The organism is Arcticibacterium sp. (assembly GCF_055134445.1).
The window spans coordinates 1-25,182 of the sequence record NZ_JBSRVI010000105.1 but is presented as its reverse complement, the minus strand read 5'-3'; the positions used below and the strand labels follow the sequence as shown (position 1 = coordinate 25,182).

The following is a 25,182-nucleotide window of genomic DNA, read 5'->3' as shown; positions in this document are numbered from 1 at the left end:
TAAGCAATTCTTATTTGATTATATATCGCAAATTGATTACTTTTGCAGTCCTTTTAAAAGGAATGTTCGATTAATAATTAATTTCTGCGGTATTAGGCTCGTAACGTAGATGTATCAAAGGGCTGATAATAAGATATATGGATAATCAAGAATTTCCAGAATTTGATTGGGACAGAGTTTCAAAGAAAGGTATTGGTGGAGGGTATTCTAGTGCAGAGAAAGAAGAGCTTTCTAAAATCTACGAAGAGACTTTAACGACGATAGAGGAGAAGGATGTAGTAACAGCCACAGTAGTAGGCGTTACAGCACGTGAGGTTTTATTAAATATTGGTTTTAAATCTGACGGAATTGTTTCTAGATCAGAATTTAGAGATTTACCAAATTTAAAAGTAGGAGACACTGTTCAGGTTTTCATTGAGAAGCAAGAAGATAGCCTTGGGCAGCTTGTTATTTCTCGTAAGAAAGCTAGAATTCTTACTGCTTGGAGTAATATTGAGAAAGCATTTGAGACTGACGAAATTATGGACGCTCTTGTTAAGAGACGTACTAAAGGTGGTCTTATTGTTGATATTCACGGAATTGAGGCATTCTTGCCAGGTTCTCAAATTGATGTGAAGCCTATCAGAGACTTTGATGTATTTGTTAACAAACAAATGGAAGTTAAGGTTGTTAAGATTAATCACACCAACGATAACGTGGTTGTTTCTCATAAAGTACTTATTGAGAAAGACCTTGAAAAACAACGTCAGCAAATTCTTACTAACCTTGAAAAAGGTCAAGTACTTGAAGGTGTTGTTAAGAATATCACAAACTTCGGTGTATTTATTGACCTTGGTGGAGTGGATGGCTTACTGCATATCACAGATATTTCATGGGGTCGTGTTAATCACCCTAACGAGGTTCTTAACCTTGACGAAAAACTTAATGTTGTTGTTCTTGACTTTGATGAAGACAAGAAGCGTATTTCATTAGGTATGAAACAACTTCAAAGTCATCCATGGGATGCCCTTGAGTCTAACTTGGAAGTTGGTTCCCCTGTTAAAGGTAAAATTGTTAATCTTGCAGATTATGGTGCATTCCTTGAAATACACCCAGGTGTTGAAGGATTGATTCACGTATCTGAAATGTCTTGGTCTCAGCATTTACGTAACCCATCTGATTTCTTGCAAATCGGTGACGAAATAGACGCAGTCGTATTGACATTGGATAAAGATGAGAGAAAAATGTCTCTTGGAATTAAGCAGCTTGCTGCAGATCCTTGGACAAAACAAGATCTTCTTAGCAAGTATGCGGTTGGAACTACGCATAAAGGAACTGTAAGAAACTTAACTAACTTCGGTCTTTTCTTAGAATTAGAAGAAGGAATTGATGGTTTAGTTCACGTATCAGATCTTTCTTGGACTAAGAAAATCAAACATCCATCTGACTTTGTTAAGATTGGTGATGAACTAGAAGTAATTGTATTAGAGTTAGACGGAGAAAACAGAAGATTGGCTCTTTCTCATAAGCACTTAGAAGAGAATCCATGGGATGCATTCGAAGGTACTTTTGATGTTGGAACTAAGCATGACTGTACTATCATCTCTAAGTCTGATAAATTGGCAGCATTAGAGCTTCCTTACGGAATCGAAGGTGCAGCTGCATTGAAAAGTTTAGCGAAAGAAGATGGTTCTGTTGGCGAAATAGGCGACAAACTTTCTTTCATAGTTACAGAATTCAATAAAGAGGAGAAGAAAATTATTCTTTCTCATACCAAAACTTGGGATGGTTCTGCTGAAGAGGTAGCTGCAAAGAGCACTAAGAAAGCTGCTGCTAGCAAAGCTAAAACTTCGACAAATCAAACTTCAGAGAAGTCTACTTTAGGTGACTTATCAGCTTTGGCTGCTTTGAAGGAAGAGATGGAAGCTCCTAAGAAAGCGAAGGCTAAGAAGGGAGAGTAGTATTCTCAAAAAGCTTAATTTGAATAGGGACTAGTTTTTCTAGTCCCTATTTCAAAAAAATAAGATTAAGCCCTTTGGCAGTTTGGCATGTCAATTGTAGTTTTGCAGCCAAGGATTAAAAATAGGGTCTCGTGGCCGAGTGGCTAGGCAGTGGTCTGCAAAACCATGTACAGCGGTTCGAATCCGCTCGAGACCTCTCAAGCTCAGTTGTATACAAATTGTCTTTGTTACAGCATCTTTTAAAAATACCATTCTTAAGGACTCAATATTTGAGGATTTAGGATGGTATTTTGTATTTAAGACATTGCTGTTCAGTAAGTTATGCAATTATTTATAACAATTCTAAATTATAGTCAACCACAGAAAAAATCAAAATTCTTTTTTGATGGAACTCTTTCCATGGCTAGATTTGCACTCTCAAAACAAATACACCGTCAATAATAGAATATGTTCAAAACGCATATAAGACCGCTTCTTCTATTATTTATTTCTTTAACAACCGTTACCCTTACTTTTGGGCAAGATGGCGATGCTGCCTTGGGTGAGAAAATATTTAAGAATAACTGTGCTGCATGTCACTCCTCAGGGGCTGATATCGTAGTAGGTCCTGGTCTAAAAGATATCGAAGAAAGAAGAGATTATGATTGGTTGAAAGCTTGGATTATCAATCCCGCCGCCGTAATCGCAAGTGGAGATCAATACGCTGTTGACTTGTACGAAGAGTACAACAAAACGCAGATGACCGCATTCGCTGGTTTCGGAGATGACGAAATTAAGGGAATCTTGGCATACGTTAAAGCTGCTAACGAGGCTGCACCGGCAACGGCTGCTGTTCCTGGAGCTGCAAACGCTGCTGATAATGGAGGTTCTAAAGAAGGAGACTTCTTTAATATCATTTTGGTAACACTACTAGTTTTAATGGGTCTAGTTTTAGTAGCACTTATTGCTGTCTTAAACGTACTCTCAAAATTAACGAAAGGAGAAGGTGAAACCATTGATAATAGAGGTGTAGGCGAGCAGCTTAGAGATTCAGCGAAAGTTGTTTTTCAAAACCCAACTGTTAGAAATGCTATTATCGTGTTATTCCTTTTGTTTGGTGCGAAAGCAACATTTGATGGTCTTTATGGAATAGGGGTACATCAAGGTTATGCTCCAACCCAGCCAATACCGTTTTCTCATAAGCTTCATGCAGGAGATATGGACATTGATTGTGCATATTGCCATACTGGGGTTTATAAAGGCAAGCAAGCAGGTATACCTTCAGCTAGTATATGTATGAACTGTCATAATAGCATTAAGCAAGGTTCGCCAGAAATTCAAAAAATTTATACTGCACTGGAGACTGACCAACCTATTGAATGGGTAAGGGTTCATAATTTACCAGATTTGGCTTACTTTAATCACTCTCAGCATACGAATGTGGCTGGTTTGGATTGTGAGAATTGCCATGGTGAAATTAATAAAATGGAAGTGGTTCAGCAGCGTCATACTTTAACCATGGGTTGGTGTATTGATTGTCACAGACAAACAGACGTTAACGCTAAAGGTAATGCGTATTACGATAAGCTTGTGGAAGCTCATGAAGCGACTTCAATTGGAGGAATGAAAGTGGAGGATATTGGTGGTCTGGAATGTGCCAGATGTCATTATTAAAATATTAATCGTAAGAGATTTTTAGAAAAACCCTTTGTGGGGAAATATAAATACTAATGGAAAATACTACTAAAAGGTATTGGAAGGGGATAGAAGAGTATCGAAATGATATTGAGGTGGTTAAAAACGCGGATCGTGAATTTAACTTAGACGATATCGAAGGAGGAACTCACAGAAGGGACTTCTTGAAAATGCTCGGTTTTGGTGTTGCTGCGGTTTCTTTAGCTGCTTGTGATGCTCCAGTAAGAAAAACTATTCCATATTTAAAGAAACCGGAATCTGTAGAGCCAGGTATTCCTAACTATTTTGCATCTACTTACTTTCAAGGTGGTGATTATGCAAGTATTTTAGTTAAAACAGTAGAGGGTAGGCCTATCAAAATAGAAGGTAACAAACTTTCTAAAGTGACTAAAGGTGGTATGAGCGGTCGTGTTCATGCATCGGTTCTTTCTCTATATGACAACGAAAAACTTCAAGGTCCAAGAAAAGGTGAGTCTGAAATTTCTTGGGAAGATCTAGATAAAGAGGTTGTTGCAGGATTAAAATCTGCATCAAATATCAGAATTGTTTCTTCAACGGTTGTTTCACCAACAGCCAATAAGGTAATAGCTGATTTTACTGCAAATTATCCTTCAACAGTTCATGTATCTTATGATGCTAATTCTGTTTCTGGTTTAATTGCTGCAAATCAGGCTTCTTTTGGTAAAGCAATTGTTCCTTCTTATGATTTTTCTAAAGCGAAGGTAATTGTAGGTATTAATTGTGATTTTCTAGGAAATTGGATTTCTCCTATAGAATATTCGTCCCAATGGGCGGAAGGCCGTAGGTTGAATAGCGGTAAAGATGGAAAGCATGACATGTCTCGTCATTATCAGTTTGAAACTGGAATGACTATCACGGGTGCTTCTGCTGATTACAGAGATATGATAAAGCCATCTGAGGAAGGGGCTTTGTTGATTGCTTTGTATAATAAGTTAACAGGTAATGTTATTGGTAATTCATCTGTTTCTTCTGAACTAGTCAATAAATGTGCAATAGATCTTAAAGCCGCTAACGGACAGGCTTTGGTGGTTTCTGGTTCTAATGATACGGCCATACAAACAATCGTTAACGGAATCAATAGCTTCTTAGGAAGTTATGGAAGTACAATTAGTTTAGCTCGAGCAAACAATACTCGTCAGGGTAGTGATGCTGCTTTATCAAATTTTGTTAATGAGTTGAAATCAGGGAGCGTAGACGCTGTTATTTTCTTGGATGCCAATCCAGTTTTTAACCAAGCGAATGGTTCTGAACTTGCGACTTTAATTGCAAAGGTTAAAACATCTGTTTCTTTTGCTGATCGTGTAGATGAAACTGCCGCTGCTTGTAAGTATGTAGCACCTGCACCTCATTTCTTAGAGTCTTGGGGAGATGCTTCTCCTAAAACAGGTTCTTATTCACTTCAGCAACCTACTATTTCTTTGATATTTAATACGCGTCAAGCGGAGTCTAGTTTATTATTATGGGCTGGTCTTGATGGTGATTATCATAAATATTTAAAAGCCAACTGGAAAAGTAATGTATTAGGTGGTAAGTCTTGGGTTTCTGCTCTTCATGATGGAGTTCTTGAAACAGGAGAGTTACTTTCAGCCGAAGGTGTTTCTTTCGCGGGTGATTTAGGAGCTGCGGCTTCTAAGGTAGCAGCAACTAAAGGTGGCGGATTAGAGATTAGTGTTTTTGAATCAGTGCCTATGGGTGATGGTTCTCAAGCCAACAATCCATGGCTTCAAGAGATGCCAGATCCAATTACTAAAGTTACTTGGGAGAATACGTTAAACGTGTCTCAAAAAACCGCCAACGAGCAAGGCTTAGAAAAAGGTGATTGGGCTAAATTGACTGTGGGTGATTATAGCATAGAATTACCTGTGTTAATTCAACCTGGCCAAGCTCATAATGTTGTTAGTGTAGCTAAGGGTTACGGTCGTACAGCCGCAGGAAAATGTGGTAATGTAGGAGCGAACGCCATGCCATTTACTAATGGTGTCAATTGGACTGCTAATGCAACAATTGAAAAAACAAAATCTGGATATACTTTAGCACAAACTCAAACGCACGAAACAGTAATGGGTCGTAAGGCCGTTGTTCAGGAGTCTGTATTGAGTGAGTATGTTAATAACAAGAAAGCAGGTAGATTTGAGCCAAAGATAGAGACATCTGAAGGCCCAGTAAATCCATACAGCATTAGCCTATGGGATGGTCATGAGAAAAGGAATCATAGCTGGGGAATGGTCATTGACCTTAACACTTGTACAGGATGTTCTGCTTGTTTGGTTTCATGTCAGGCAGAAAACAACGTTTCTGTTGTTGGAAAGAAAGAGGTGGCTAGAGCTCGTGAAATGCATTGGATTCGTCTGGATCGTTATTACAGCACAGACGCAGATACGACATATAAAATAGACCCAGCATACATTAGAAAAATGGAAGATGCTTCTGAAAATCCAGAAGTGGTGTTCCAACCAATGATGTGTCAGCATTGTAGCAATGCTCCTTGTGAGACGGTTTGTCCAGTATTAGCGACAACGCACAGTTCTGAGGGTTTAAATCAAATGACTTATAACAGATGTGTGGGTACAAGATATTGTGCTAATAACTGTCCTTATAAAGTTCGTCGATTTAACTGGTGGAAATATTATGAAAACGAGGATTTCGATTTCCACATGAATAATGAATTGGGTAGAATGGTTCTTAATCCTGAGGTTACAGTAAGATCTCGTGGTGTGATTGAGAAATGTTCTATGTGTGTTCAAAGAATCCAATCAGGTAAATTGGTTGCAAAGAAAGAGAAGCGTAGACCAGAGGATGGAGAGATAGAAACAGCTTGTTCTCAATCTTGTCCAACTGGAGCTATCACGTTTGGTGACATGTTGGACCCAAATTCTAGAATATCTAAGACCTTAGCGGTTGAGAAGGAAGGTAGAGCATTCCATGTTTTGGAAGAGATTAATGTTCAGCCTCAAGTTAGTTACTTGACTAAGATCAGAAATAAAGATTTAGCTGATGCCAAGGCTTCAGCTCATCAAAAAGAGACTCATACTGAAGTTGAGGCTCACGGTTAATAAAGAATTTTTTAAACGAAAATAATAGGAACTCTTTTATTAAAGGGTAGCAATTATGCAAGTAGTTTCGCCAATTAGAGAACATTTAGTAACGGGAGGTAAGACCCTTCATGATATTACTGAAGACATAAGCAGACATGTAGAAGGAGAACCAACCAAAGAATGGAAAGTGGTTTTCGGTATATCATTAGCTGTTTTGGCTTATGGTGGATACTGGGCTTATCAAACATGGTTTCATGGACTAGGCAACTGGGGTTTAAATAAAACCGTTGGTTGGGCTTGGGATATCACAAACTTTGTATGGTGGGTTGGGATTGGTCACGCTGGTACCCTTATCTCAGCCATTTTGTTATTGTTCCGTCAGAAATGGAGAACATCCATTAATAGAGCTGCTGAAGCAATGACCATTTTTGCGGTATTATGTGCAGGTACTTTTATATTCTTTCACATGGGTAGACCATGGTTGGCATATTGGGCACTGCCACTTCCTAACACTTTCGGTTCGCTTTGGATTAACTTTAACTCCCCTTTAGTTTGGGACGTTTTTGCCATCTCCACTTACTTATCAGTTTCATTACTTTTCTGGTATATTGGTTTAATACCTGATTTAGCTACTATTAGAGATAGAGCTACGGGTCTTAGAAAAACCATTTACGGTGCCCTTTCTATGGGTTGGACAGGTGGAGCGAGAGCTTGGGCTAGATATGAAGATGTATCCTTGATTCTTGCAGGTTTATCAACACCATTAGTACTATCGGTACATACTATTGTATCCATGGACTTTGCCACATCAGTAATACCTGGATGGCATACAACTATCTTCCCTCCATATTTCGTGGCAGGAGCAATTTTCTCGGGTTTCGCAATGGTGCAAAACTTGATGTTAATTGTTAGAGTAGTTTACAAATTGGAAGATTACATTACCATAGAGCATATTTCTTTAATGAATAAAATCATTACGGTTACGGGTTCTATAGTGGGTGTGGCATATATTACAGAATTCTTTATTGCCGCTTACTCAGGAGTTCAATATGAAAGTTATGCTTTTATCAATAGAGCTACTGGACCTTTATGGTGGTCGTATCTGGCCATGATGACTTGTAATGTTCTTTCTCCTCAAATATTCTGGTTCAAGAAAATGAGGGAAAGTATCGTAGTATCTTTTGTAATAGCAGTAGTAGTTAATATAGGAATGTGGTTTGAGAGATTTGTAATTATTGTTACATCTCTACACAGAGATTACCTTCCTTCTAGTTGGACTTACTTTACCCCAAGAATGGGTGATATTGGAGATTACTTATTTACGTTCGGATTCTTCTTTGTGTGTTTCTTATTGTTTGCCAAATTCCTTCCGGTCATTAACATGGCAGAGGTAAAAGGTGTACTAAAGTCATCTTCAGAAAAGAAATCTAAATAAATCAGACTGTAGCATAATTTATAAGTCAATAATGGCAAATAAAAAATATATAATAGGTGTTTACGAAGACGATGAAGTCGTGATGAATGCGGTGTCCAGTGTTCGTGGAAAAGGAATAAAAATTCATGAGGTCTATTCACCATTCGCTATTCATGGCTTGGATGCTGCCTTAGGTTATCCAAGAGCAAGAATGGGTGTTCCTGCATTCGTTTTTGGAATTACGGGTACTTCATTGGCTTTTTTATTAACTTTTTGGACGATGGGTTTTGATTGGCCAATGATAGTTGGTGGAAAGAATTTCATTCCGTTCCCTACAAATATTCCTATCGTATTTGAGTTAACAGTTTTGTTAGCTTCTTATGGTATGTCATTTGTGTTTTTTGGAATGGAAGGTTTAAATCCATTTGCAAAGCCGGTTATCTTTGATGACAGAATTACAGATGATAAATTTGTAATGGCCATTGATTTGGAAAAAAGTGGTGCTTCGGAAGAAGAAGTTAAAGAAGCATTGAAAAATTCGGGTGCTTCTGAGGTTAACGTTAAAGAGATATAATTGAAGAAATGAATATTTTGAAAAACAAACTTTCGATTTCAGTTTTAGCCTGTGTTATGGTGGCTGTTACTATGGTCTCTTGTAGCGATAATGAAAGTACAGGTTGGGAGTATGCTCCTAATATGTATAATTCAAGAGCTTATGAGTCGCAAACTCAGTTTAGACCTAATAATGTGAACCCACACGGGATGAACATGAGATTACCAGTAGAAGGTACCGTTGCTAGAGCTAATTATAATACAGAGATACTTCAGGATGATGGTACGGTGGTAACCGACTTGATGATGTATGATATGGATAAAGATAGCCTTGATTGGGCATCTAAAAATCTTGTAAATCCTATCCCTTGGTCTGAAACGGCAGAGGATCAAGGTAAAGTGTTGTATGAAAGAAATTGTATGCATTGCCACGGTAGCAAAGGTGCTGGTGATGGTAAGGTAGGTGCTGTTTATAAAGGTGTTCCAAATTACGCTTCTGATGCTTTAAGTTCAGTAAGTGGTGGTCATATTTACCATGTTATTACATATGGTAAAGGAAGAATGTGGCCTCATGCTTCTCAGGTTACTCCTGAAGAGAGATGGAAGATTGTACATTATGTACAGCGTTTACAATTAGGAATTTAATTTAGGAATTTAACAAGTTTTTCCCTTTAAAAAGGAATAATAATAAGAATTAGACATGGCTCATAAGCACGAAACTCCTTCAGTAGAAGAATCTTATGATTTCTCCCCAGAGCTAAAACGTAAACTGCTCATCAGCGGTGTTATTGGCTTAGCTCTAGTAGCTATTGGAGTATTTTTGATAAACATCGGTTGGTGGGGTCCAGACGGCTTTGCTGGTGGTGCTCACGAAGTAGCTCATGGAGCTGCCGATGCACATGGAGCAGTAGATGCTCATGCAGCAGAAGGGCATCATGAAGCAACATTAATGAATAGAATTGTAGGAAATCTCTGGATGAATTCAATTTATTTCTTAGGAATATCGGTGATAGGTGTATTCTTCATTTCTTATAATTATGTAGCGAAAGCTGGATGGTATACTTCGTTTAAAAGAATACCCGAGGCGTTTCCAGCGTTTATTGTTATTCCAGCAGTTATAATATTAATTCTTATGACTATCCCTGGTTCAAGACATATTATTATGCACTGGACACATGAGGGCATTATGGATCCTACAAGTAACAATTACGATGCGATTATAGCGGGTAAAAGCTGGTGGTTAAACATGCCTTTCTATATGTTTAGATTGGTAGCTTACTTTGTTATCTGGTGGTATTTATGGAAGCAAATTAGAAAGTATTCTTTATTGGAGGATGCTTCTGGAAGTTTGGATGATTACGCATCAAGTAGAAAGTACGCAAAAATGTTTTTAATTTTCTTTGCGGTAACAAGTTCTACAGCGGCATGGGATTTATCAATGGCAGTAGATGCTCACTGGTTCTCTACGATGTTTGGCTGGTATCATTTGTCTAGCTGGCACGTAGCAGGTTTGGCAGCTATTATGTTAATGATAGTTACTTTAAAAGGTAAGGGGTATTTGAAAGCGGTAAATGATTCAGCTATTCAGGATTTGGGTAAATTAATGTTCGGATTTTCTATTTTCTGGACATATGTATGGTTTAGTCAGTTTTTCTTAATATTCTATGCTCATTTACCAGAAGAAACGATTTATTTCAGAGAGAGATTAACAGGTTTTGATGGAAGATATAATGCACCATTTTATATAAGTCTTATCCTTAACTTTCTTTTCCCTCTGTTAATTTTAATGGCAAGAGGTTCTAAAAGAAATTATACATTTTTAAAGTTGGCTTGTTGGGCGATTTTGATTGGTCATTGGTTTGATTTTTATCAAATGCTGATGCCAGGTATAGCGAAAAACCAAGGTGGTATTGGGTTGATTGAGGTTGGTGTTACAACAGTTTTTGCGAGTGCATTTATTTATGTTGTGTATTCACAATTGAGTAAGGCTAATATGTATGCTAAGAACCACCCGTTCTTAGAGGAGAGTTTACATCACGATATTTAATCATTAAAGGTTTAATTGAATATATATATCTTAAAAAGAGATTGAATAGTTAATTATATGACAATTATTATAGGAATTTTAGCCCTTTTGTTTGTAGCCTTAACGATTATCGTTGTAGGTAAAACACAGGATTTATTAAAGGGTGTTCAGGGGAAAACCGCTGAAGTAGAGGACACCCATTTAGACAGTTCTAATGACTGGAATGCCATTGGTTTGTTTATTTTTTGGATACTATGCGTAGTAGGTTTGGTATGGTCGTTTCTAGATGCTAGAAAGGATTTCTTGCCGGAAGCTTCTTCTATTCATGGGCGTGAGACTGATTTCTGGTTTTGGGTTTCTATGAGTGTAATTATGGTTGCATTCTTTATAGTGAATTCATTATTGTTTTACTTCCCTATTAAGTATAAATACAAAAAGGGACATAGAGCTTCATTTTATCCTCATAATAATAAATTAGAGGTAATATGGACGGTTATCCCTGCTGTGGTGATGGCTGGCTTGGTATTCTCTGGTTTGAGAGTTTGGAATAAGATAATGGATGATGCTCCTGAAGATGCAGAGGTTATTGAAATTATGGGTCGTCAATTTGCTTGGGCAGTTCGTTACCCTGGCGTAGATGATAACAAATTGGGTGACTATGATTATCGTTTGATAGATGATACCAAATCAAATTCTTTTGGTATTGATTTTACAGATCCGAATTCTTTTGATGATTTCACAAGTGCCACAGAGATACATATCCCTAAAGGAAAACCGGTACTTTTAAAAATTAGAGCAAGGGATGTATTGCACTCAGTTTTTATCCCTCATATGAGAGTTAAAATGGATGCTGTTCCTGGAATGCCAACTAAATTCTGGTTTGAAACAGATAAGTCAACGGAGGACATGAGGAAGGAATTGGGTAACCCTGATTTTAATTATGAAATCGCTTGTACTGAAATATGCGGAAGAGGTCACTTTAGTATGAGACTTATACTGATTGTGGATGAATTAGAAGATTATGAGGCTTGGAAAAGGGAACAAACACCGTTCTTGACTATGAACCCAGGTTTTATAGAATTAGTACCAGATAATTTAAAAGCCAGAGCTCTTAAATACATTGGTTCTAACGAAACACCTGAAGTGGTGGAAGTTGTAGAAGTAATAGAGGTAGCAGGAGAATAATTTTAAATTTGATTTAAAGTCTTAAGATATATGTCAACAGATTTATCACATACAGGATCACACGATCACGGTCATGAGGAACATCATGAGCTTGGTTTTATTAGAACTTATATTTTTTCGGAAGATCATAAAATAATTGCGAAGCAGTATTTAATTTCTGGAATTATTTGGGCTGTGATTGGGGGTTTAATGTCTCTAGTTTTCCGATTACAGTTAGGGTTTCCAGATTTGGACATGTCTTTCCTAAAGCCTTTCTTAGGTCAATGGATAGATGGTCAAGGAAAATTGGATCCTAACTTTTATTTGGCTTTGGTTACCATGCATGGTACCATCATGGTTTTCTTTGTGCTTACGGCAGGTTTGAGTGGTACTTTCTCTAACTTTTTGATTCCACTTCAAATTGGTGCCCGTGACATGGCATCAGGGTTTATGAACATGTTATCGTTCTGGTTCTTTTTCCTATCCAGTGTGATAATGTTCTGGTCTCTTTTCATCGAGACTGGTCCTGCTGGTGGTGGTTGGGTAATATATCCACCACTAAGTGCTTTAGCAGATGCTAATCCAGGTTCTGGTTCGGGAATGACATTATGGTTAGTAGCCATGGCTCTATTCATAATTTCACAGTTGTTAGGTGGAGTAAACTATGTGAGTACAGTCATCAACTTAAGAACAAAGGGTATGACCTTTGACAAGTTACCATTGACTATCTGGGCATTTACTTTTACAGCTATCTTGGGAATACTTTCTTTCCCAGTTTTATTATCAGCAGCATTATTATTGATTTTTGATAGAAGTTTTGGTACTAGCTTTTACCTTTCAGATATATATATCAATGGACAAGCTTTATCAAATCAAGGAGGAAGTCCTATTCTTTTCCAACACTTGTTTTGGTTCTTAGGACACCCTGAAGTTTACATTGTTATTTTACCTGCTCTAGGTTTAAGTTCTGAAATTATTGCTACCAATTCCCGTAAGCCAATCTTTGGGTATAAAGCCATGATTTTATCAATGGCTGGAATTATGTTCTTAGCTTTTATTGTTTGGGCTCACCATATGTTTATGACAGGAATGAATCCTTTCTTGGGTTCAGTGTTTATGTTATTGACTTTGATTATTGCAGTTCCTTCAGCGGTAAAGGCGTTTAACTATATTACGACACTTTGGAGAGGAAATATTATTTTTACTCCAGCAATGTTATTTGCTATTGGATTGGTTTCCTTCTTTGTTTCAGGTGGATTGACAGGTATTATATTAGGTAACTCTGCTCTAGATATTCAGCTTCATGATACCTATTTTGTTGTGGCTCACTTTCACCTAGTAATGGGTTCTGCGGCTATATTTGGTATGGTTGGAGGAGTTTATCACTGGTTCCCAAAGATGTTTGGTAGAATGATGAACAAGTCTTTGGGTTACGTTCACTTTTGGATAACATTTGCCGGTGTTTATGCGGTTTTCTTCCCTATGCACTATATTGGTATTGCTGGTTTCCCAAGAAGATACTATGCATGGTCTGGTTTTGACGCTTTCAATATTTACGCAGATTTGAATACATTCATGACAGTGGCTGCCATTGTTACTTTTGCAGCTCAATTAATATTCATATTTAACTTTATATATTCTATTTTCTGGGGTAAGAAGGCACCTGCAAATCCATGGAATTCTAATACTTTGGAGTGGACGACACCAATTATTCCTGGTCACGGTAACTGGCCTGGTGAAATACCAACAGTATACAGATGGCCTTACGATTATAGTAAGCCTGGTGCTAAAGAGGATTTTATTCCACAACACATACCTTTTTCTGCCACTCCTGAATCTAACTTCCCAGAGGAGAATGAGTTGATAGAAGAAGAGAAAATAGTGGAGTCTATAGAATTTGATAAGAATATTCCAGATTGATATCTCGGTATTATTTATAAAACCAAGTGCGAAGTACTGGAAGTTAATGCCAAGTACTTCGTTCTTTTTGTTTTAAGATGTATAAAAAATTTGCCATTATTACCATTGCTGCAGTTTACTTTCTAATTCTCGTAGGAGGAGTAGTGAGAGCTACCGGTTCTGGTATGGGCTGTCCAGACTGGCCAAAATGTTTTGGAACTTGGATTCCTCCTACACATGTAAGTCAGCTTCCCGAGAATTATCAAAAGATATTCGGTGAAAAACTAAAGGGTGAGGTGGAATTCCATGCATTTAAGACTTGGGTGGAATATGTGAATAGATTGGTAGGGGTTCTTATTGGTTTATTTATTTTTATCACACTTGTTTTTTCATATAAAGAATATAAAAACACTAAATCAGGCGTTATTCTTTATTCCTTCTTAGCTTTTGTTTTGGTAGGTGTGGAAGGATTTTTGGGTTCGAAAGTGGTTTCTTACGAGTTACATCCGGGATTAGTGACTGTTCATTTGGTTTTGGCAATCTTTGTTGTTATGCTATTGATATATGCCTTGTTTTTGGCCTACAGGTATGATAAAGTGTTAGACTCAGAACAAAATACTTCTTATAGATTTGGAGTGCTCATATTGTTGATTTTAAGTTTTGGTCAATTGATCTTGGGAACACAAATAAGGGAGGCCGTGGACCATTTATCTTTTGGAAGTGAGCCAAGGGAGCAATGGGTAAGTTTATTACTTGGAGGAAGGTTTTATATACATATTATTCTGGGTATTATTCTTTTGATTTCCCATGGGCTTTTATTGAAAACGGTAAAGAAATCGGAGAAGGGTGGATTAGGGTTAAAATTTGTGAGATACTTAGTTCTGTTGGTGGTGTTAGAATTTGTTGTAGGAGGAATTTTAGGTCTTTTTGAAATTCCAGCGTTTGCACAGCCAATTCATCTTACCTTTGCAACGCTTATTATCGGATTGCAGTTTAGTCTTTATTTGATTTTTGGTAATCAGTCAGCTATAAAAGGAAATTGATATGGAAGAGAGTCTTGTTCTAAATAATTTTGTTTTGAAATTTAAGGCATACTTTGAGTTAACAAAGTTTAGGTTATCTTCTACCGTGGTGTTTTCCAGTGCTATTGGTTATATGTTGGGAAGCCACAATGTAAATTATGGTAGTCTTTCACTATTTGCTTTAGCTGCTTTTTTAACCACTGCTGCTGCCAATGTGGTGAATCAGATTTGGGAGAAAGATTTGGATAAATTAATGACTAGAACGATGGATAGACCTATTCCATCTGGTCGTTTATCAATTAAAGAATCTGCTATATTTAGTGCTATTTGCCTTTGTATAGCTTTATTTATACTGTCTTATTATTTTAATTTTAAAGCAGCGGGTATTTCTTTTTTGTCTTTTGTGCTTTATGGATTTGTTTATACACCATTAAAAAGGAAGGGGCCAGTAGCAGTGGCTGTGGGAGCTTTACCAGGGGCTTTCCCTCCGATGATTGGATGGCTAGCGGCTACTAATCAATTTGGTTTAGAGCCAGGAATATTATTTGGAATTCAGTTTTTTTGGCAATTCCCTCACTTTTGGGCTATCGCTTGGGTGTTGGATGAAGATTATACAAAAGCAGGCTTTAAGTTATTACCATCATCTGGTGGTAGAAATATCAATTCTGCTATACAAATTATGATGTATACAGTGGTGCTTTTACCTTTGTGTTGGGTACCATTTTACTTAGGAATGACAGGAATTCACTCGGCTATGATAGCCATGCTTTTTGGCGTGTTATTCTTGATTCAAACATTTCATCTGATGCGGAAGATGGACAAAAAGGCTGCACTTCAGTTAATGTTTGGCTCTTTTATTTATTTACCTGTGGTGCAAATCGCATATTTACTCGATAAATTATGATGGCAATATCAGAAAAAGAACCTAAGCCGGTTTTAAGTGTCAATAAATGGAAGTTTATGACATGGCTTTTTATTATTACTATTTTGATGCTTTTCGCATCGCAAACATCGGCCTATTTAGTACGTAGGGCTGAGGGTAACTGGGTGGAGTTTACACTTCCAGCTATATTTTACTGGAGTACGTTGGTTTTACTCATAAGTAGTCTTTTTATGCATTTGGGATTAAAAGCGGCTAGGCAAGATGAGTTTAAAAAACTAAGGATTTTCATAAGTATTACGACCATTTTTGGTCTGATATTTTTAGTGATGCAGTATATTGGATGGCAGGAGTTGCAATCAGCAGGCGTATATTTGAAGGGAAATCCTTCGGGTTCTTTTTTATATATCTTAACAGGGCTGCACGCTTTCCACTTATTAAGTGGCTTAGTGGTTCTATTGTTTTCGTTAGTTGCAGCTTTTAGAATGAGTATTCATGCTAAAAAGATGGTTCAAATTGAGGTTTGTGCTACTTACTGGCATTTTTTAGATATTTTATGGATTTACCTTTTTGTGTTTTTATTGTATTTTAGATAATTTTTTAACCAATACGCTATTCCCAAGGCATTTTTGCAAAAGATGATTAAATTTGCCTCGGTTTTATAGTTAAAAATTAAGAACGTTTTATGTCAAGTCATGCTTCTTCAACACCCGATAATCTTTTATGGAAGGGTGGGGTGCAACCAATGAGAGTTGGATATGGTAAATTGATGATGTGGATATTTCTACTATCTGATACGTTTACATTTTCCGCTTTATTGATTTCTTATGGATTGGTAAGGTTTAGTTTTCCTACTTTCAAGGATCTAAATCCAGGTCAGTCAATTAAGGATTTCACGTTTTCTCAAGAATGGTGGCCTACGCCAGAAATGGTGTTTGAGGCAGTGCCTTTTTTACATGGTCTAAGTTTACCTCTTGTTTTCGTTGGTATCATGACCTTCATTTTGATTTTTAGCTCTGTTACTATGGTTCTGGCTGTTGAAGCTGGACATAGAATGGATAAAGCTGATGTAGAGAAGTGGATGTTATGGACTATACTTGGAGGGATTACTTTTTTGGGTTCTCAAGCTTGGGAATGGTCTCACTTTATTCATGGAACAGGAGCAGGTGGAGCTAATTTAGTTCATAATGAATACGGCCCTGCAGCATTTGCAGACTTCTTCTTCTTTATTACTGGATTTCACGGAACTCACGTACTCTCTGGAGTTATATTAAATATCCTTATTTTTTATAACGCCTCAAATGGCGTTTATCAGAAAAGAGGGCATTATGAAATGGTGGAGAAGGTTGGTTTGTACTGGCACTTTGTAGATTTAGTGTGGGTGTTTGTATTTACTTTCTTTTACCTAGTTTAATTATTTTCAAAAGTATTATATAAGATGACAGAACACATAGAAAATATTCAAGCAGAAAAACAGAAACCACAAACAAAGGAGTTGTGGAAGGTATTCTGGATTTTGTTAATCATAACGGCAGTCGAGTTTATAATTGCTTTCACAATTAGCTCTGACAGTAGCTTAGGTAAATGGCTTAAAATATCATTATTTATTATTTTAACCTTTGTAAAGTCTTTCTACATCGTAGGCACCTTTATGCACCTTAAAAATGAAGTGAAGGCTTTAATATGGACAGTAATATTACCAGTTGTCTTTGTATTCTGGTTTATTGCAGCTTTAGTTTATTTTGAAGGAGGATACATTGGTTCTTTGAGATAATCATGAATAAAGGTTTTTTAAAAGCCGGGATGCTAATATTTTTATTAGTGATTCCGGCTTTATTTTTTATTTTTCTTAAGTCTTGCGGAGCTAATAACTTTGAATTACCAACTTACTTTCCAGAATTGGATGAAAGAGGTCACATTCAAGTCATAGAAGGGGATACGCTATTTCATGCAATAGAGGATTTCACTTTAGAAGATCAGTTAGAGGAAACAATGACCTTTTCTGATTATCAGAAGGATATTAAAGTGGTAAGTTTCTTCTTCTCTAGATGTGGGACCATTTGTCCTGTTATTAACCAGAATTTAAGTCGAGTTCAAGATACTTTTAAAGAGGATGAGCATGTTCGTTTTTTAAGTATAACAGTAGATCCCGAACATGATAGTTCTTCGGTTCTAAATGCTTATTCAAAAGATTTTGTTCAAGGAAAAAGTACCTGGCAGTTTTTAACTGGTGATAAACTATACATTTATAATTTAGCTATTAAGCAGTTTAAGCTTCCCGTAATGGATGCTTCTTCTGATAATGAAGCTGAAGTTATTGACGACATTGACATGGCTTTCATTCATTCCGATAAGGTGGTTCTGGTGGATAATAATAACCTCGTAAGGGGAATTTATGATGGAACGGATTTAGAGGAAATAGAAAGGCTTAAACTGGAAATTAAGGTGCTTAAGGATATAATTAATAAGCAGAAATGAAAAAGGATTATTCTCTTAAAACGATAAATGTAATATCTGTGGTGGTTCCTTTAGTGGTGGCGGTACTACTAGGAATACGGTCAAAGCCATATTTAGGCGAATGGACAAGAATGTTACCGCATATCATTGCAGGAATAAATATCATGACCAGCGTACTGTTGGTTTTAGGTTTGATTTTTATAAAACGTAGAAATCAGATTGCTCATAGAGTGTCTATGACTTTAGCTTTTTGTCTAGGTGGATTGTTTTTGGTTTGCTATGTGCTATACCATTTAACGAATCCATCTACTTCTTTTGGTGGTGAAGGAAGTGTGAAATATTTTTATTATTTTATCCTATTGAGTCATATAATCCTATCCCTTGTAGTGCTGCCATTGGTGCTTAGAGCATTTTATTTTGCTTTGGTAGGTGATTTTCAAAGACATAAAAAGTTGGTTAAATTTGCATATCCTATTTGGTTGTACGTTTCTATAACAGGGGTTATAGCTTACTTAATGATTTCACCGTATTATGCTTAAAAAGAATTCGATAACTAAAATTGTTTTAATATTACTTTTGGTAATGGTAGCTTCTAATGTGAGCATGGCTCAGTGTGCCATGTGTAGAGCCACCGTAGGCAGTAACCTTAGCGAGGGTAGAGGTGTTATAGGGACAGGTTTAAATTTCGGCATATTATATCTATTGCTAATGCCTTATATTTTGGTAGCTGGAGTTGCTTTTTTTTGGTTTCGAGCTAGCAAAAGAGAGCTCTCAGAAAAGCTCTCTTTGTCTACCCGCTTAAAGAATATCTATAAATAGAATATTATCTATTTCATAAGTTCTTTTATATCAGCAATAATTTTATCCGCAAGGTTATCGGCTGTGGTTTCGAACTCCGATTCTGCATAGATTCTAACGATTGGTTCTGTATTAGATTTTCTAAGGTGTACCCATTCGTTGTCGAAAGTGATTTTTAATCCGTCCTGCTTATCAATAGTGTATTTCTTATATTTCGTTTCAATGGAAGCTATGATGGCATCTACATCCATAGAGGCGTCTAATTCTACCTTTTTCTTTGCAATAAAGTAGTTAGGGAATGTTTTCCTAAGGAAACCTACAGGCTTGTTGAAATGAGCCAGTTGGGAAAGGAATAGGGCTATACCGACTAATGAATCTCTTCCATAATGTAGTTCAGGATAAATGATTCCACCATTTCCTTCTCCACCAATAATGGCACCGATTTCTTTCATTTTGGTCACTACATTTACCTCACCTACAGCCGAAGCTTGATATTCCCCACCATGTTTTTCGGTGACTACCTTCAAAGCCATGCTAGAAGATAGATTCGAGACTGTTTTTAGGCCTTTTTGAGGAGTTTTAGAAAGAATATAATCAGCAATGGCCACCAGTGTATACTCTTCACCAAAAGGCTCTCCATTTTCGCAAATAAATGCCAACCTGTCCACATCAGGATCTACTACGATACCAAGATTATAGTCTCCTTTTTCCAATTCATGGGATATCTCTGTCAGATGCTTTGGAAGTGGTTCTGGATTATGTGCAAAATGACCGGTGGGTTCACAGTTAATACATTTAATGTTTTTAACACCAAGTGCATTTAGAAGCAAAGGAACTGCTATTCCTCCGGAAGAGTTGATGGCATCGATCACAACAGAGAAATGGGCCTTTTTAATAGCTTCTACGTCTACCAGAGGTAGCTTTAGAATGGCATCTACATGTTTCTGTAACATAGTATCATCCGTGCTGTAAGTGCCTAGTTTTTTTACTTCAGAAAAGTTGAAGTTTTCAGCATCTGCAATGGCCAGTAATTCTTCACCATCCAAAGCAGAAATAAACTCACCTTTTTCATTAAGTAGCTTTAGGGCGTTCCATTGTATAGGATTATGACTGGCGGTTAGGATGATTCCTCCAGAAGCCTTTTCAAACACCACTGCCATCTCAACTGTGGGTGTTGTGGAAAGTCCTAAGTCCACAACATCAAAACCTAGACTTATGAGCGTATTGCTCACTAAACCAGATATCATTGCACCTGAGAGTCTTGCATCGCGTCCAATGATTATTTTCTTAAGATCAGGATTTCTTTGAAGTAAGAAAGTTCCAAATGCTGCGGTAAATTTAACAACATCTAAAGGACTAAGGCTGTCTCCTGTTTTACCTCCAATAGTTCCTCTAATGCCTGATATAGATTTAATTAAGGTCACGGTATCTCTTATGATTAATGAATATGGATGGCAAAAATACGTGGAATAATATGGAATTAGAAGTTAATGCGAGCATTGCTAAAATAAAAAGTATTGTATAAAACTAAAAAAGACACCCAGGATTCCGGGGTGTCTTTCTAATACGAAAATACTTTAACCTATAAAGTTTCACTTCAAATGAAATACCTTCAACTCCAAAGTGAATTGAATACAGTCACAAAGCTATCAAAATGAATGAGTTACCTATTATTGTGAAAGAATTGGTTAAAATAGTGTCATAAAACAAAAAAATCCCGGCAACATTTCAGCTGACGGGATTTAACTATTAATCTACATATTCTCTTTTTCTGTTCTCAATCAGCATTCGCTCCTGAGCAGCTTCAAGTTCAATTTTAGAACCTACAATTAGATTTTGATAATCTCTCTTACCTGTACCGGCAGGGATAAGATGACCTACAATCACGTTCTCTTTCAAACCTTCCAAGGTATCTTCTTTACCCTGAACAGAGGCATGAGAAAGGACTTTAGTAGTTTCCTGGAAAGATGCTGCAGAAAACACAGATTCTGTTCCTAGTGAAGCAGTGGTGATACCTTGAAGAATAGTCTGTGATACAGCAGGTTTTGCTTCTCTCACTTTCATTATCTTCAAATCTTCACGCTTTAATCTACTGTTTTCATCTCTGAAATCACGATTAGTAAGCATTTGTCCCGGCTTATATTGGTCTGAACCTCCAGCATCTTCAACAACTTTCATGTCTAGGATTCTGTCATTCTCAACACGGAACTTCCATTTATCAATGGCTTGCATCTCTAAGAAAATAGTATCACCAGCGTCTAGGATATCTACTTTCTGCATCATTTGACGTACAATCACTTCAATATGCTTATCAGAAAGTTTTACACCTTGCTGACGGTATACCGCCTGAGTTTCTTCTACTAAATATTCTTGAACCGCAGTAGGTCCTTTAATTCTTAGAATATCAGCAGGAGTAATGGCACCATCAGAAAGTGGTTCACCAGCTCTAGTGTAATCTCCTTCTTGAACCAAGATTAGCTTAGAAAGAGAAACCATATATTTCATTTTAGTACCATCTTTGGCTTCCACGAATACTTCACGGTTACCTCTTTTAATACCACCATAAGATACAACACCGTCAATTTCTGAAACTACAGCTGGGTTAGAAGGGTTACGTGCTTCAAAAAGCTCCGTTACACGAGGTAGACCACCAGTAATATCGGCGTTCATGTTTATAGCTCTTGGTATTTTCGCCAGAATCTGTCCTGCTTTTACCTTAGCTTTATCCTCTACCATTACACGGGCACCAACTGGAAGGTTATACGATTTTTCGTCGTCTTTCTTTCCTTTGATAATGATGGCCGGGTTTTTAGTACGGTCTTTAGAGTCTGTAATTACTTTATCCTTAAAACCAGTTTGCTCATCGGCTTCTTCACGGAAAGTAATACCTTCTTCAATAGCATCATATTCAATGCTACCATCTCTTTCAGAAATAATAACGGCGTTAAACTGATCCCAGTGACATACATCATCACCTTTTTCTAGTTTTTGACCATCTTCTATCTGTAAAGTAGAACCGTAAGGAATGTTGTTGGTAATTAAGATCTGATTTGTTTCAGGATCTACAATTCTCAATTCTCCACGTCTTCCTAAAACTATTTTAGTAGGATTTCCTTCTTTATCTATACTCTCAACTGTTCGTACTTGATCGAAATTGGCTATACCTGGAAATTTCGCTTTGATACTAGCATCTACAGAAACGTTCATCGCCGTACCCCCTGTGTGGAATGTACGAAGCGTTAACTGTGTACCAGGCTCTCCAATAGACTGAGAGGCAATTACTCCAACAGCTTCTCCTACTTCCACCATCCTGTTGGTTGAAAGGTTTCTACCGTAGCATTTACCACAAATTCCACGTCTTGTCTCACAAGTCAAAGCAGAACGAATTTCCACTGAATCTACTGCAGACTCTTCAATAAGATCTGCAATTTCTTCTGTGATTTCTTCACCAGCCCTAGCTAATAGCATTTTAGTGACAGGATCTATCACGTCGTCTACAGCTGTTCTTCCAAGAATCCTTTCAGATAATGGCTCAATCACATCTTCGTTTTCTTTCAACGCAGAAACTGTAATACCTCTAAGGGTTTCACAATCCTGTTCGTTTACGACAACATCCTGAGCAACATCATGAAGACGTCTTGTTAAGTAACCCGCATCGGCAGTTTTAAGGGCTGTATCAGCCAAACCTTTACGAGCACCATGGGTAGAGATAAAGTACTCTAATACATCTAGACCCTCTTTAAAGTTAGAAAGAATTGGGTTTTCAATGATTTCACCTACAGAACCTTGAATGTTCTTTTGTGGCTTGGCCATCAAACCTCTCATACCTCCCAATTGACGAATTTGCTCTTTAGAACCACGGGCTCCAGAGTGCATCATCATATAAACAGAGTTAAAGCCTTGATCTTTATCTTCTAATTGTTGTAGAAGTGTTTCTCTTAATCTCGTATTTACACGAGTCCAGATATCAATGATTTGGTTATAACGCTCACGCTCCGTAATAATACCGAACATATAGTTACTTTGAACCTCTTCTACTTCTACACGAGCATTTTCAATCAGATCCTGCTTTTCTTCCGGAATCATGATATCTCCTAAACCGATGGAAAGTCCACCAGTAAAGGCCGTTTGGAATCCAAGTGTTTTAATATCATCAAGGAAATCCGCTGTTCTAGCAAAACTCACTTCTTTGAAAACCTGACCAATAATGGTTTGAAGTTTCTTTTTAGTTAGAAGTTCGTTGATATATCCTACTTGCTCAGGAACAAATTGATTGAAGAGTATTCTACCAGCAACGGTCTCAATAATCTTTTTCTCTAATTCACCTTTCTCATTTTTAACGGTCAGTTTGCAATTGATATAAGCATGTTTTGAAACACTGCCTTCGTTCATTGCAATAATAACTTCTTCCGGAGAATAGAATGTCATTCCCTCACCAGCTATTTTCTCATCTTCTGTAGAACGTTTACCTTTGGTTACATAGTAAAGTCCTAAAACCATGTCTTGAGAAGGTACCGTAATAGGTGCTCCGTTGGCAGGGTTCAAGATGTTATGAGAAGAAAGCATTAATACTGAGGCTTCCAAAATAGCTTCTTGTCCCAAAGGAACGTGAACGGCCATCTGGTCACCATCGAAATCGGCGTTAAATGCTGTACATACTAACGGGTGTAATTGTATGGCTTTTCCTTCCACTAATTTTGGTTGGAAAGCTTGAATACCCAATCTGTGAAGCGTAGGAGCACGGTTAAGCATAACCGGATGTCCTTTCAACACGTTTTCAAGAATATCCCAAACTACAGCGTCTTTTCTATCTACTATTTTCTTTGCAGATTTAACCGTTTTCACGATACCACGCTCAATAAGCTTACGGATAATGAATGGTTTGAAAAGCTCGGCAGCCATTCCTTTGGGAAGACCACATTCGTGCAATTTCAATTCTGGACCTACAACAATTACAGAACGACCAGAGTAATCAACACGCTTACCCAATAAGTTTTGACGGAATCGACCTTGCTTTCCTTTCAGCATATCTGAAAGTGATTTCAACGCACGGTTTCCATCAGAACGTACCGCATTTACTTTTCTTGAGTTATCGAAAAGAGAATCTACGGCCTCTTGAAGCATACGTTTTTCGTTACGTAAGATTACTTCTGGGGCTTTAATTTCTAATAACCTTTTAAGACGATTATTACGAATAATAACACGACGGTAAAGATCATTTAAATCTGATGTCGCAAAACGTCCACCATCTAAAGGAACAAGAGGTCGTAATTCTGGTGGAATTACAGGAACCATCTTGATAATCATCCATTCTGGACGGTTTTCTATCCTTGTGTTGGCATCACGAAGAGCTTCTACAATTCTCAATCTTTTTAAAGCTTCTGCCTTCCTTTGTTGAGAAGTATCAGTTGCAGCTTGATGACGTAGTTCGTAAGAAAGTTCGTCAAGCTTCAATCTGCTCAATAGCATCTCTAAAGCTTCTGCTCCCATTCTGGCGATGAACTTTTGAGGGTCGTCGTTAGGTAGCAGTTGGTTCTCTCTTGGTAATTTATCTACGATATCAAGGTACTCTTCCTCCGTAAGGTAGTCCATGTACTGGATACCATCTTCTTCTTTTGCACCAGCTTGAATTACAACGTATCGCTCGTAGTAAATAATTTGGTCAAGTTTCTTAGAAGATAGACCTAATAGGTAACCTATTTTATTTGGAAGACTTTTAAAGTACCAAATATGAGCTACAGGAACTACTAGTTCAATGTGACCCATACGCTCTCTACGTACTTTCTTTTCGGTAACTTCTACACCGCAACGGTCGCAGATGATACCTTTATAACGAATACGCTTATATTTTCCACAATGACATTCCCAGTCTTTTACTGGACCAAAAGTACGCTCACAAAACAAACCTCCCATTTCTGGTTTGTAAGTTCTGTAGTTGATAGTTTCTGGTTGCGTAACTTCACCAAAAGAGCTTTCCAGAATTGATTCTGGAGAAGCCAAACTAATGGTTATGCTGTTAAAGTCGCTGCTTAACTTTTTGTTTTTCTTAAAAGACATTTTCTTTCTTTTTTAAATGAAAATGATAAATTATTTCAAGGTAATCTCAAGAGCCAATCCTCTCAATTCATGTACAAGTACATTGAATGATTCTGGAATTCCTGACTTTGGAAGATTTTCCCCTTTCACGATAGCCTCGTAGGCTTTGGCACGTCCAACCACATCATCAGATTTCAATGTCAAAATCTCACGAAGAACATGAGAAGCTCCGAAGGCCTCTAATGCCCAAACTTCCATTTCTCC

20 protein-coding genes and 1 tRNA gene are annotated in these 25,182 nt (G+C 37.4%); 18 read left to right on the top strand and 3 right to left on the bottom strand.

The window, feature by feature from the left end:
* The first annotated feature begins 137 nt into the window (after window positions 1–137).
* The 18 genes from rpsA to ACTBZY_RS13740 all read left to right on the top strand — a co-directional run bounded on the left by rpsA (window position 138) and on the right by ACTBZY_RS13740 (window position 18,903).
* Window positions 138–1,940 (top strand): 30S ribosomal protein S1, encoded by a 1,803-nt coding sequence (rpsA, locus tag ACTBZY_RS13825; RefSeq protein WP_463046928.1) that lies wholly within the window; start codon window positions 138–140, stop codon window positions 1,938–1,940.
* A gap of 125 nt (window positions 1,941–2,065) precedes the next feature.
* Window positions 2,066–2,136, top strand: a tRNA-Cys gene (locus tag ACTBZY_RS13820).
* Between the two features lie 251 nt (window positions 2,137–2,387).
* A complete protein-coding gene (locus ACTBZY_RS13815; RefSeq protein WP_463046926.1) occupies window positions 2,388–3,593 on the top strand; it encodes a c-type cytochrome in 1,206 nt (401 codons plus the stop codon).
* Between the two features lie 56 nt (window positions 3,594–3,649).
* On the top strand, window positions 3,650–6,688 hold the full coding sequence (locus tag ACTBZY_RS13810) for a TAT-variant-translocated molybdopterin oxidoreductase (protein WP_463046925.1): 3,039 nt from the start codon (window positions 3,650–3,652) through the stop codon (window positions 6,686–6,688).
* A 55-nt stretch (window positions 6,689–6,743) separates the two neighbouring features.
* A complete protein-coding gene (gene nrfD, locus ACTBZY_RS13805) occupies window positions 6,744–8,105 on the top strand; it encodes an NrfD/PsrC family molybdoenzyme membrane anchor subunit (protein WP_463046924.1) in 1,362 nt (453 codons plus the stop codon).
* 31 nt (window positions 8,106–8,136) lie between these two features.
* The gene (locus ACTBZY_RS13800) at window positions 8,137–8,658 is read left to right on the top strand and encodes a DUF3341 domain-containing protein (protein WP_463046923.1); all 522 of its coding nucleotides are present in this window, start codon (window positions 8,137–8,139) and stop codon (window positions 8,656–8,658) included.
* An 8-nt stretch (window positions 8,659–8,666) separates the two neighbouring features.
* A complete protein-coding gene (locus tag ACTBZY_RS13795; RefSeq protein WP_463046922.1) occupies window positions 8,667–9,281 on the top strand; it encodes a c-type cytochrome in 615 nt (204 codons plus the stop codon).
* Window positions 9,282–9,336: 55 nt separating this feature from the next.
* Window positions 9,337–10,683, top strand: a complete 1,347-nt coding sequence (locus ACTBZY_RS13790) for a quinol:cytochrome C oxidoreductase (protein WP_463046921.1) — start codon at window positions 9,337–9,339, stop codon at window positions 10,681–10,683.
* 57 nt (window positions 10,684–10,740) lie between these two features.
* Complete coding sequence (locus ACTBZY_RS13785; RefSeq protein ID WP_463046920.1) at window positions 10,741–11,847, top strand: cytochrome c oxidase subunit II; 1,107 nt, start codon at window positions 10,741–10,743, stop codon at window positions 11,845–11,847.
* Between the two features lie 30 nt (window positions 11,848–11,877).
* On the top strand, window positions 11,878–13,746 hold the full coding sequence (locus ACTBZY_RS13780; RefSeq protein WP_463046919.1) for a cytochrome c oxidase subunit I: 1,869 nt from the start codon (window positions 11,878–11,880) through the stop codon (window positions 13,744–13,746).
* Between the two features lie 77 nt (window positions 13,747–13,823).
* Window positions 13,824–14,768, top strand: a complete 945-nt coding sequence (locus tag ACTBZY_RS13775; RefSeq protein ID WP_463046918.1) for a COX15/CtaA family protein — start codon at window positions 13,824–13,826, stop codon at window positions 14,766–14,768.
* A gap of 1 nt (window position 14,769) precedes the next feature.
* Window positions 14,770–15,651 (top strand): heme o synthase, encoded by an 882-nt coding sequence (gene cyoE / locus ACTBZY_RS13770; RefSeq protein WP_463046917.1) that lies wholly within the window; start codon window positions 14,770–14,772, stop codon window positions 15,649–15,651.
* Window positions 15,651–16,223, top strand: a complete 573-nt coding sequence (locus ACTBZY_RS13765; protein ID WP_463046970.1) for a cytochrome c oxidase subunit 3 — start codon at window positions 15,651–15,653, stop codon at window positions 16,221–16,223. The genes cyoE and ACTBZY_RS13765 overlap by 1 nt, the downstream gene beginning before the upstream one ends.
* A gap of 89 nt (window positions 16,224–16,312) precedes the next feature.
* Window positions 16,313–17,041 carry a cytochrome c oxidase subunit 3 gene (locus ACTBZY_RS13760; protein WP_463046916.1) on the top strand — a complete coding sequence of 243 codons (729 nt, stop codon included), beginning with the start codon at window positions 16,313–16,315 and terminating at the stop codon, window positions 17,039–17,041.
* Between the two features lie 24 nt (window positions 17,042–17,065).
* The gene (locus tag ACTBZY_RS13755; protein WP_463046915.1) at window positions 17,066–17,401 is read left to right on the top strand and encodes a cytochrome C oxidase subunit IV family protein; all 336 of its coding nucleotides are present in this window, start codon (window positions 17,066–17,068) and stop codon (window positions 17,399–17,401) included.
* Window positions 17,402–17,430: 29 nt separating this feature from the next.
* Window positions 17,431–18,105 (top strand): SCO family protein, encoded by a 675-nt coding sequence (locus ACTBZY_RS13750; protein ID WP_463046914.1) that lies wholly within the window; start codon window positions 17,431–17,433, stop codon window positions 18,103–18,105.
* On the top strand, window positions 18,102–18,623 hold the full coding sequence (locus ACTBZY_RS13745) for a DUF420 domain-containing protein (RefSeq protein ID WP_463046913.1): 522 nt from the start codon (window positions 18,102–18,104) through the stop codon (window positions 18,621–18,623). The genes ACTBZY_RS13750 and ACTBZY_RS13745 overlap by 4 nt, the downstream gene beginning before the upstream one ends.
* The gene (locus tag ACTBZY_RS13740) at window positions 18,616–18,903 is read left to right on the top strand and encodes a hypothetical protein (RefSeq protein WP_463046912.1); all 288 of its coding nucleotides are present in this window, start codon (window positions 18,616–18,618) and stop codon (window positions 18,901–18,903) included. Before ACTBZY_RS13745 ends, ACTBZY_RS13740 begins: the two co-directional genes overlap by 8 nt.
* Before the next feature lie 8 nt (window positions 18,904–18,911).
* Here the strand turns inward: ACTBZY_RS13740 and glmM are convergent, their stop codons facing one another.
* The 3 genes from glmM to ACTBZY_RS13725 all read right to left on the bottom strand — a co-directional run.
* Entirely contained in the window at window positions 18,912–20,306 is a 1,395-nt protein-coding gene (gene glmM, locus ACTBZY_RS13735; RefSeq protein ID WP_463046911.1) for a phosphoglucosamine mutase, read from the bottom strand.
* 325 nt (window positions 20,307–20,631) lie between these two features.
* Window positions 20,632–24,939: a DNA-directed RNA polymerase subunit beta' gene (rpoC, locus tag ACTBZY_RS13730; protein ID WP_463046910.1), complete on the bottom strand. Its 4,308-nt coding sequence runs from the start codon at window positions 24,937–24,939 to the stop codon at window positions 20,632–20,634.
* Window positions 24,940–24,969: 30 nt separating this feature from the next.
* A partial coding sequence (locus tag ACTBZY_RS13725) for a DNA-directed RNA polymerase subunit beta (protein ID WP_463046909.1) occupies window positions 24,970–25,182 on the bottom strand: 213 nt, incomplete at its 5' end.

Bases quoted from the DNA above. Each gene is read 5' to 3' on its own strand.
- rpsA (WP_463046928.1), top strand. From the start codon at position 138: ATGGATAATCAAGAATTTCCAGAATTTGATTGGGACAGAGTTTCAAAG.
- ACTBZY_RS13815 (WP_463046926.1), top strand. From the start codon at position 2,388: ATGTTCAAAACGCATATAAGACCGCTTCTTCTATTATTTATTTCTTTA.
- ACTBZY_RS13810 (WP_463046925.1), top strand. From the start codon at position 3,650: ATGGAAAATACTACTAAAAGGTATTGGAAGGGGATAGAAGAGTATCGA.
- nrfD (WP_463046924.1), top strand. From the start codon at position 6,744: ATGCAAGTAGTTTCGCCAATTAGAGAACATTTAGTAACGGGAGGTAAG.
- ACTBZY_RS13800 (WP_463046923.1), top strand. From the start codon at position 8,137: ATGGCAAATAAAAAATATATAATAGGTGTTTACGAAGACGATGAAGTC.
- ACTBZY_RS13795 (WP_463046922.1), top strand. From the start codon at position 8,667: ATGAATATTTTGAAAAACAAACTTTCGATTTCAGTTTTAGCCTGTGTT.
- ACTBZY_RS13790 (WP_463046921.1), top strand. From the start codon at position 9,337: ATGGCTCATAAGCACGAAACTCCTTCAGTAGAAGAATCTTATGATTTC.
- ACTBZY_RS13785 (WP_463046920.1), top strand. From the start codon at position 10,741: ATGACAATTATTATAGGAATTTTAGCCCTTTTGTTTGTAGCCTTAACG.
- ACTBZY_RS13780 (WP_463046919.1), top strand. From the start codon at position 11,878: ATGTCAACAGATTTATCACATACAGGATCACACGATCACGGTCATGAG.
- ACTBZY_RS13775 (WP_463046918.1), top strand. From the start codon at position 13,824: ATGTATAAAAAATTTGCCATTATTACCATTGCTGCAGTTTACTTTCTA.
- cyoE (WP_463046917.1), top strand. From the start codon at position 14,770: ATGGAAGAGAGTCTTGTTCTAAATAATTTTGTTTTGAAATTTAAGGCA.
- ACTBZY_RS13765 (WP_463046970.1), top strand. From the start codon at position 15,651: ATGGCAATATCAGAAAAAGAACCTAAGCCGGTTTTAAGTGTCAATAAA.
- ACTBZY_RS13760 (WP_463046916.1), top strand. From the start codon at position 16,313: ATGTCAAGTCATGCTTCTTCAACACCCGATAATCTTTTATGGAAGGGT.
- ACTBZY_RS13755 (WP_463046915.1), top strand. From the start codon at position 17,066: ATGACAGAACACATAGAAAATATTCAAGCAGAAAAACAGAAACCACAA.
- ACTBZY_RS13750 (WP_463046914.1), top strand. From the start codon at position 17,431: ATGCTAATATTTTTATTAGTGATTCCGGCTTTATTTTTTATTTTTCTT.
- ACTBZY_RS13745 (WP_463046913.1), top strand. From the start codon at position 18,102: ATGAAAAAGGATTATTCTCTTAAAACGATAAATGTAATATCTGTGGTG.
- ACTBZY_RS13740 (WP_463046912.1), top strand. From the start codon at position 18,616: ATGCTTAAAAAGAATTCGATAACTAAAATTGTTTTAATATTACTTTTG.
- rpoC (WP_463046910.1), bottom strand. From the start codon at position 24,939: ATGTCTTTTAAGAAAAACAAAAAGTTAAGCAGCGACTTTAACAGCATA.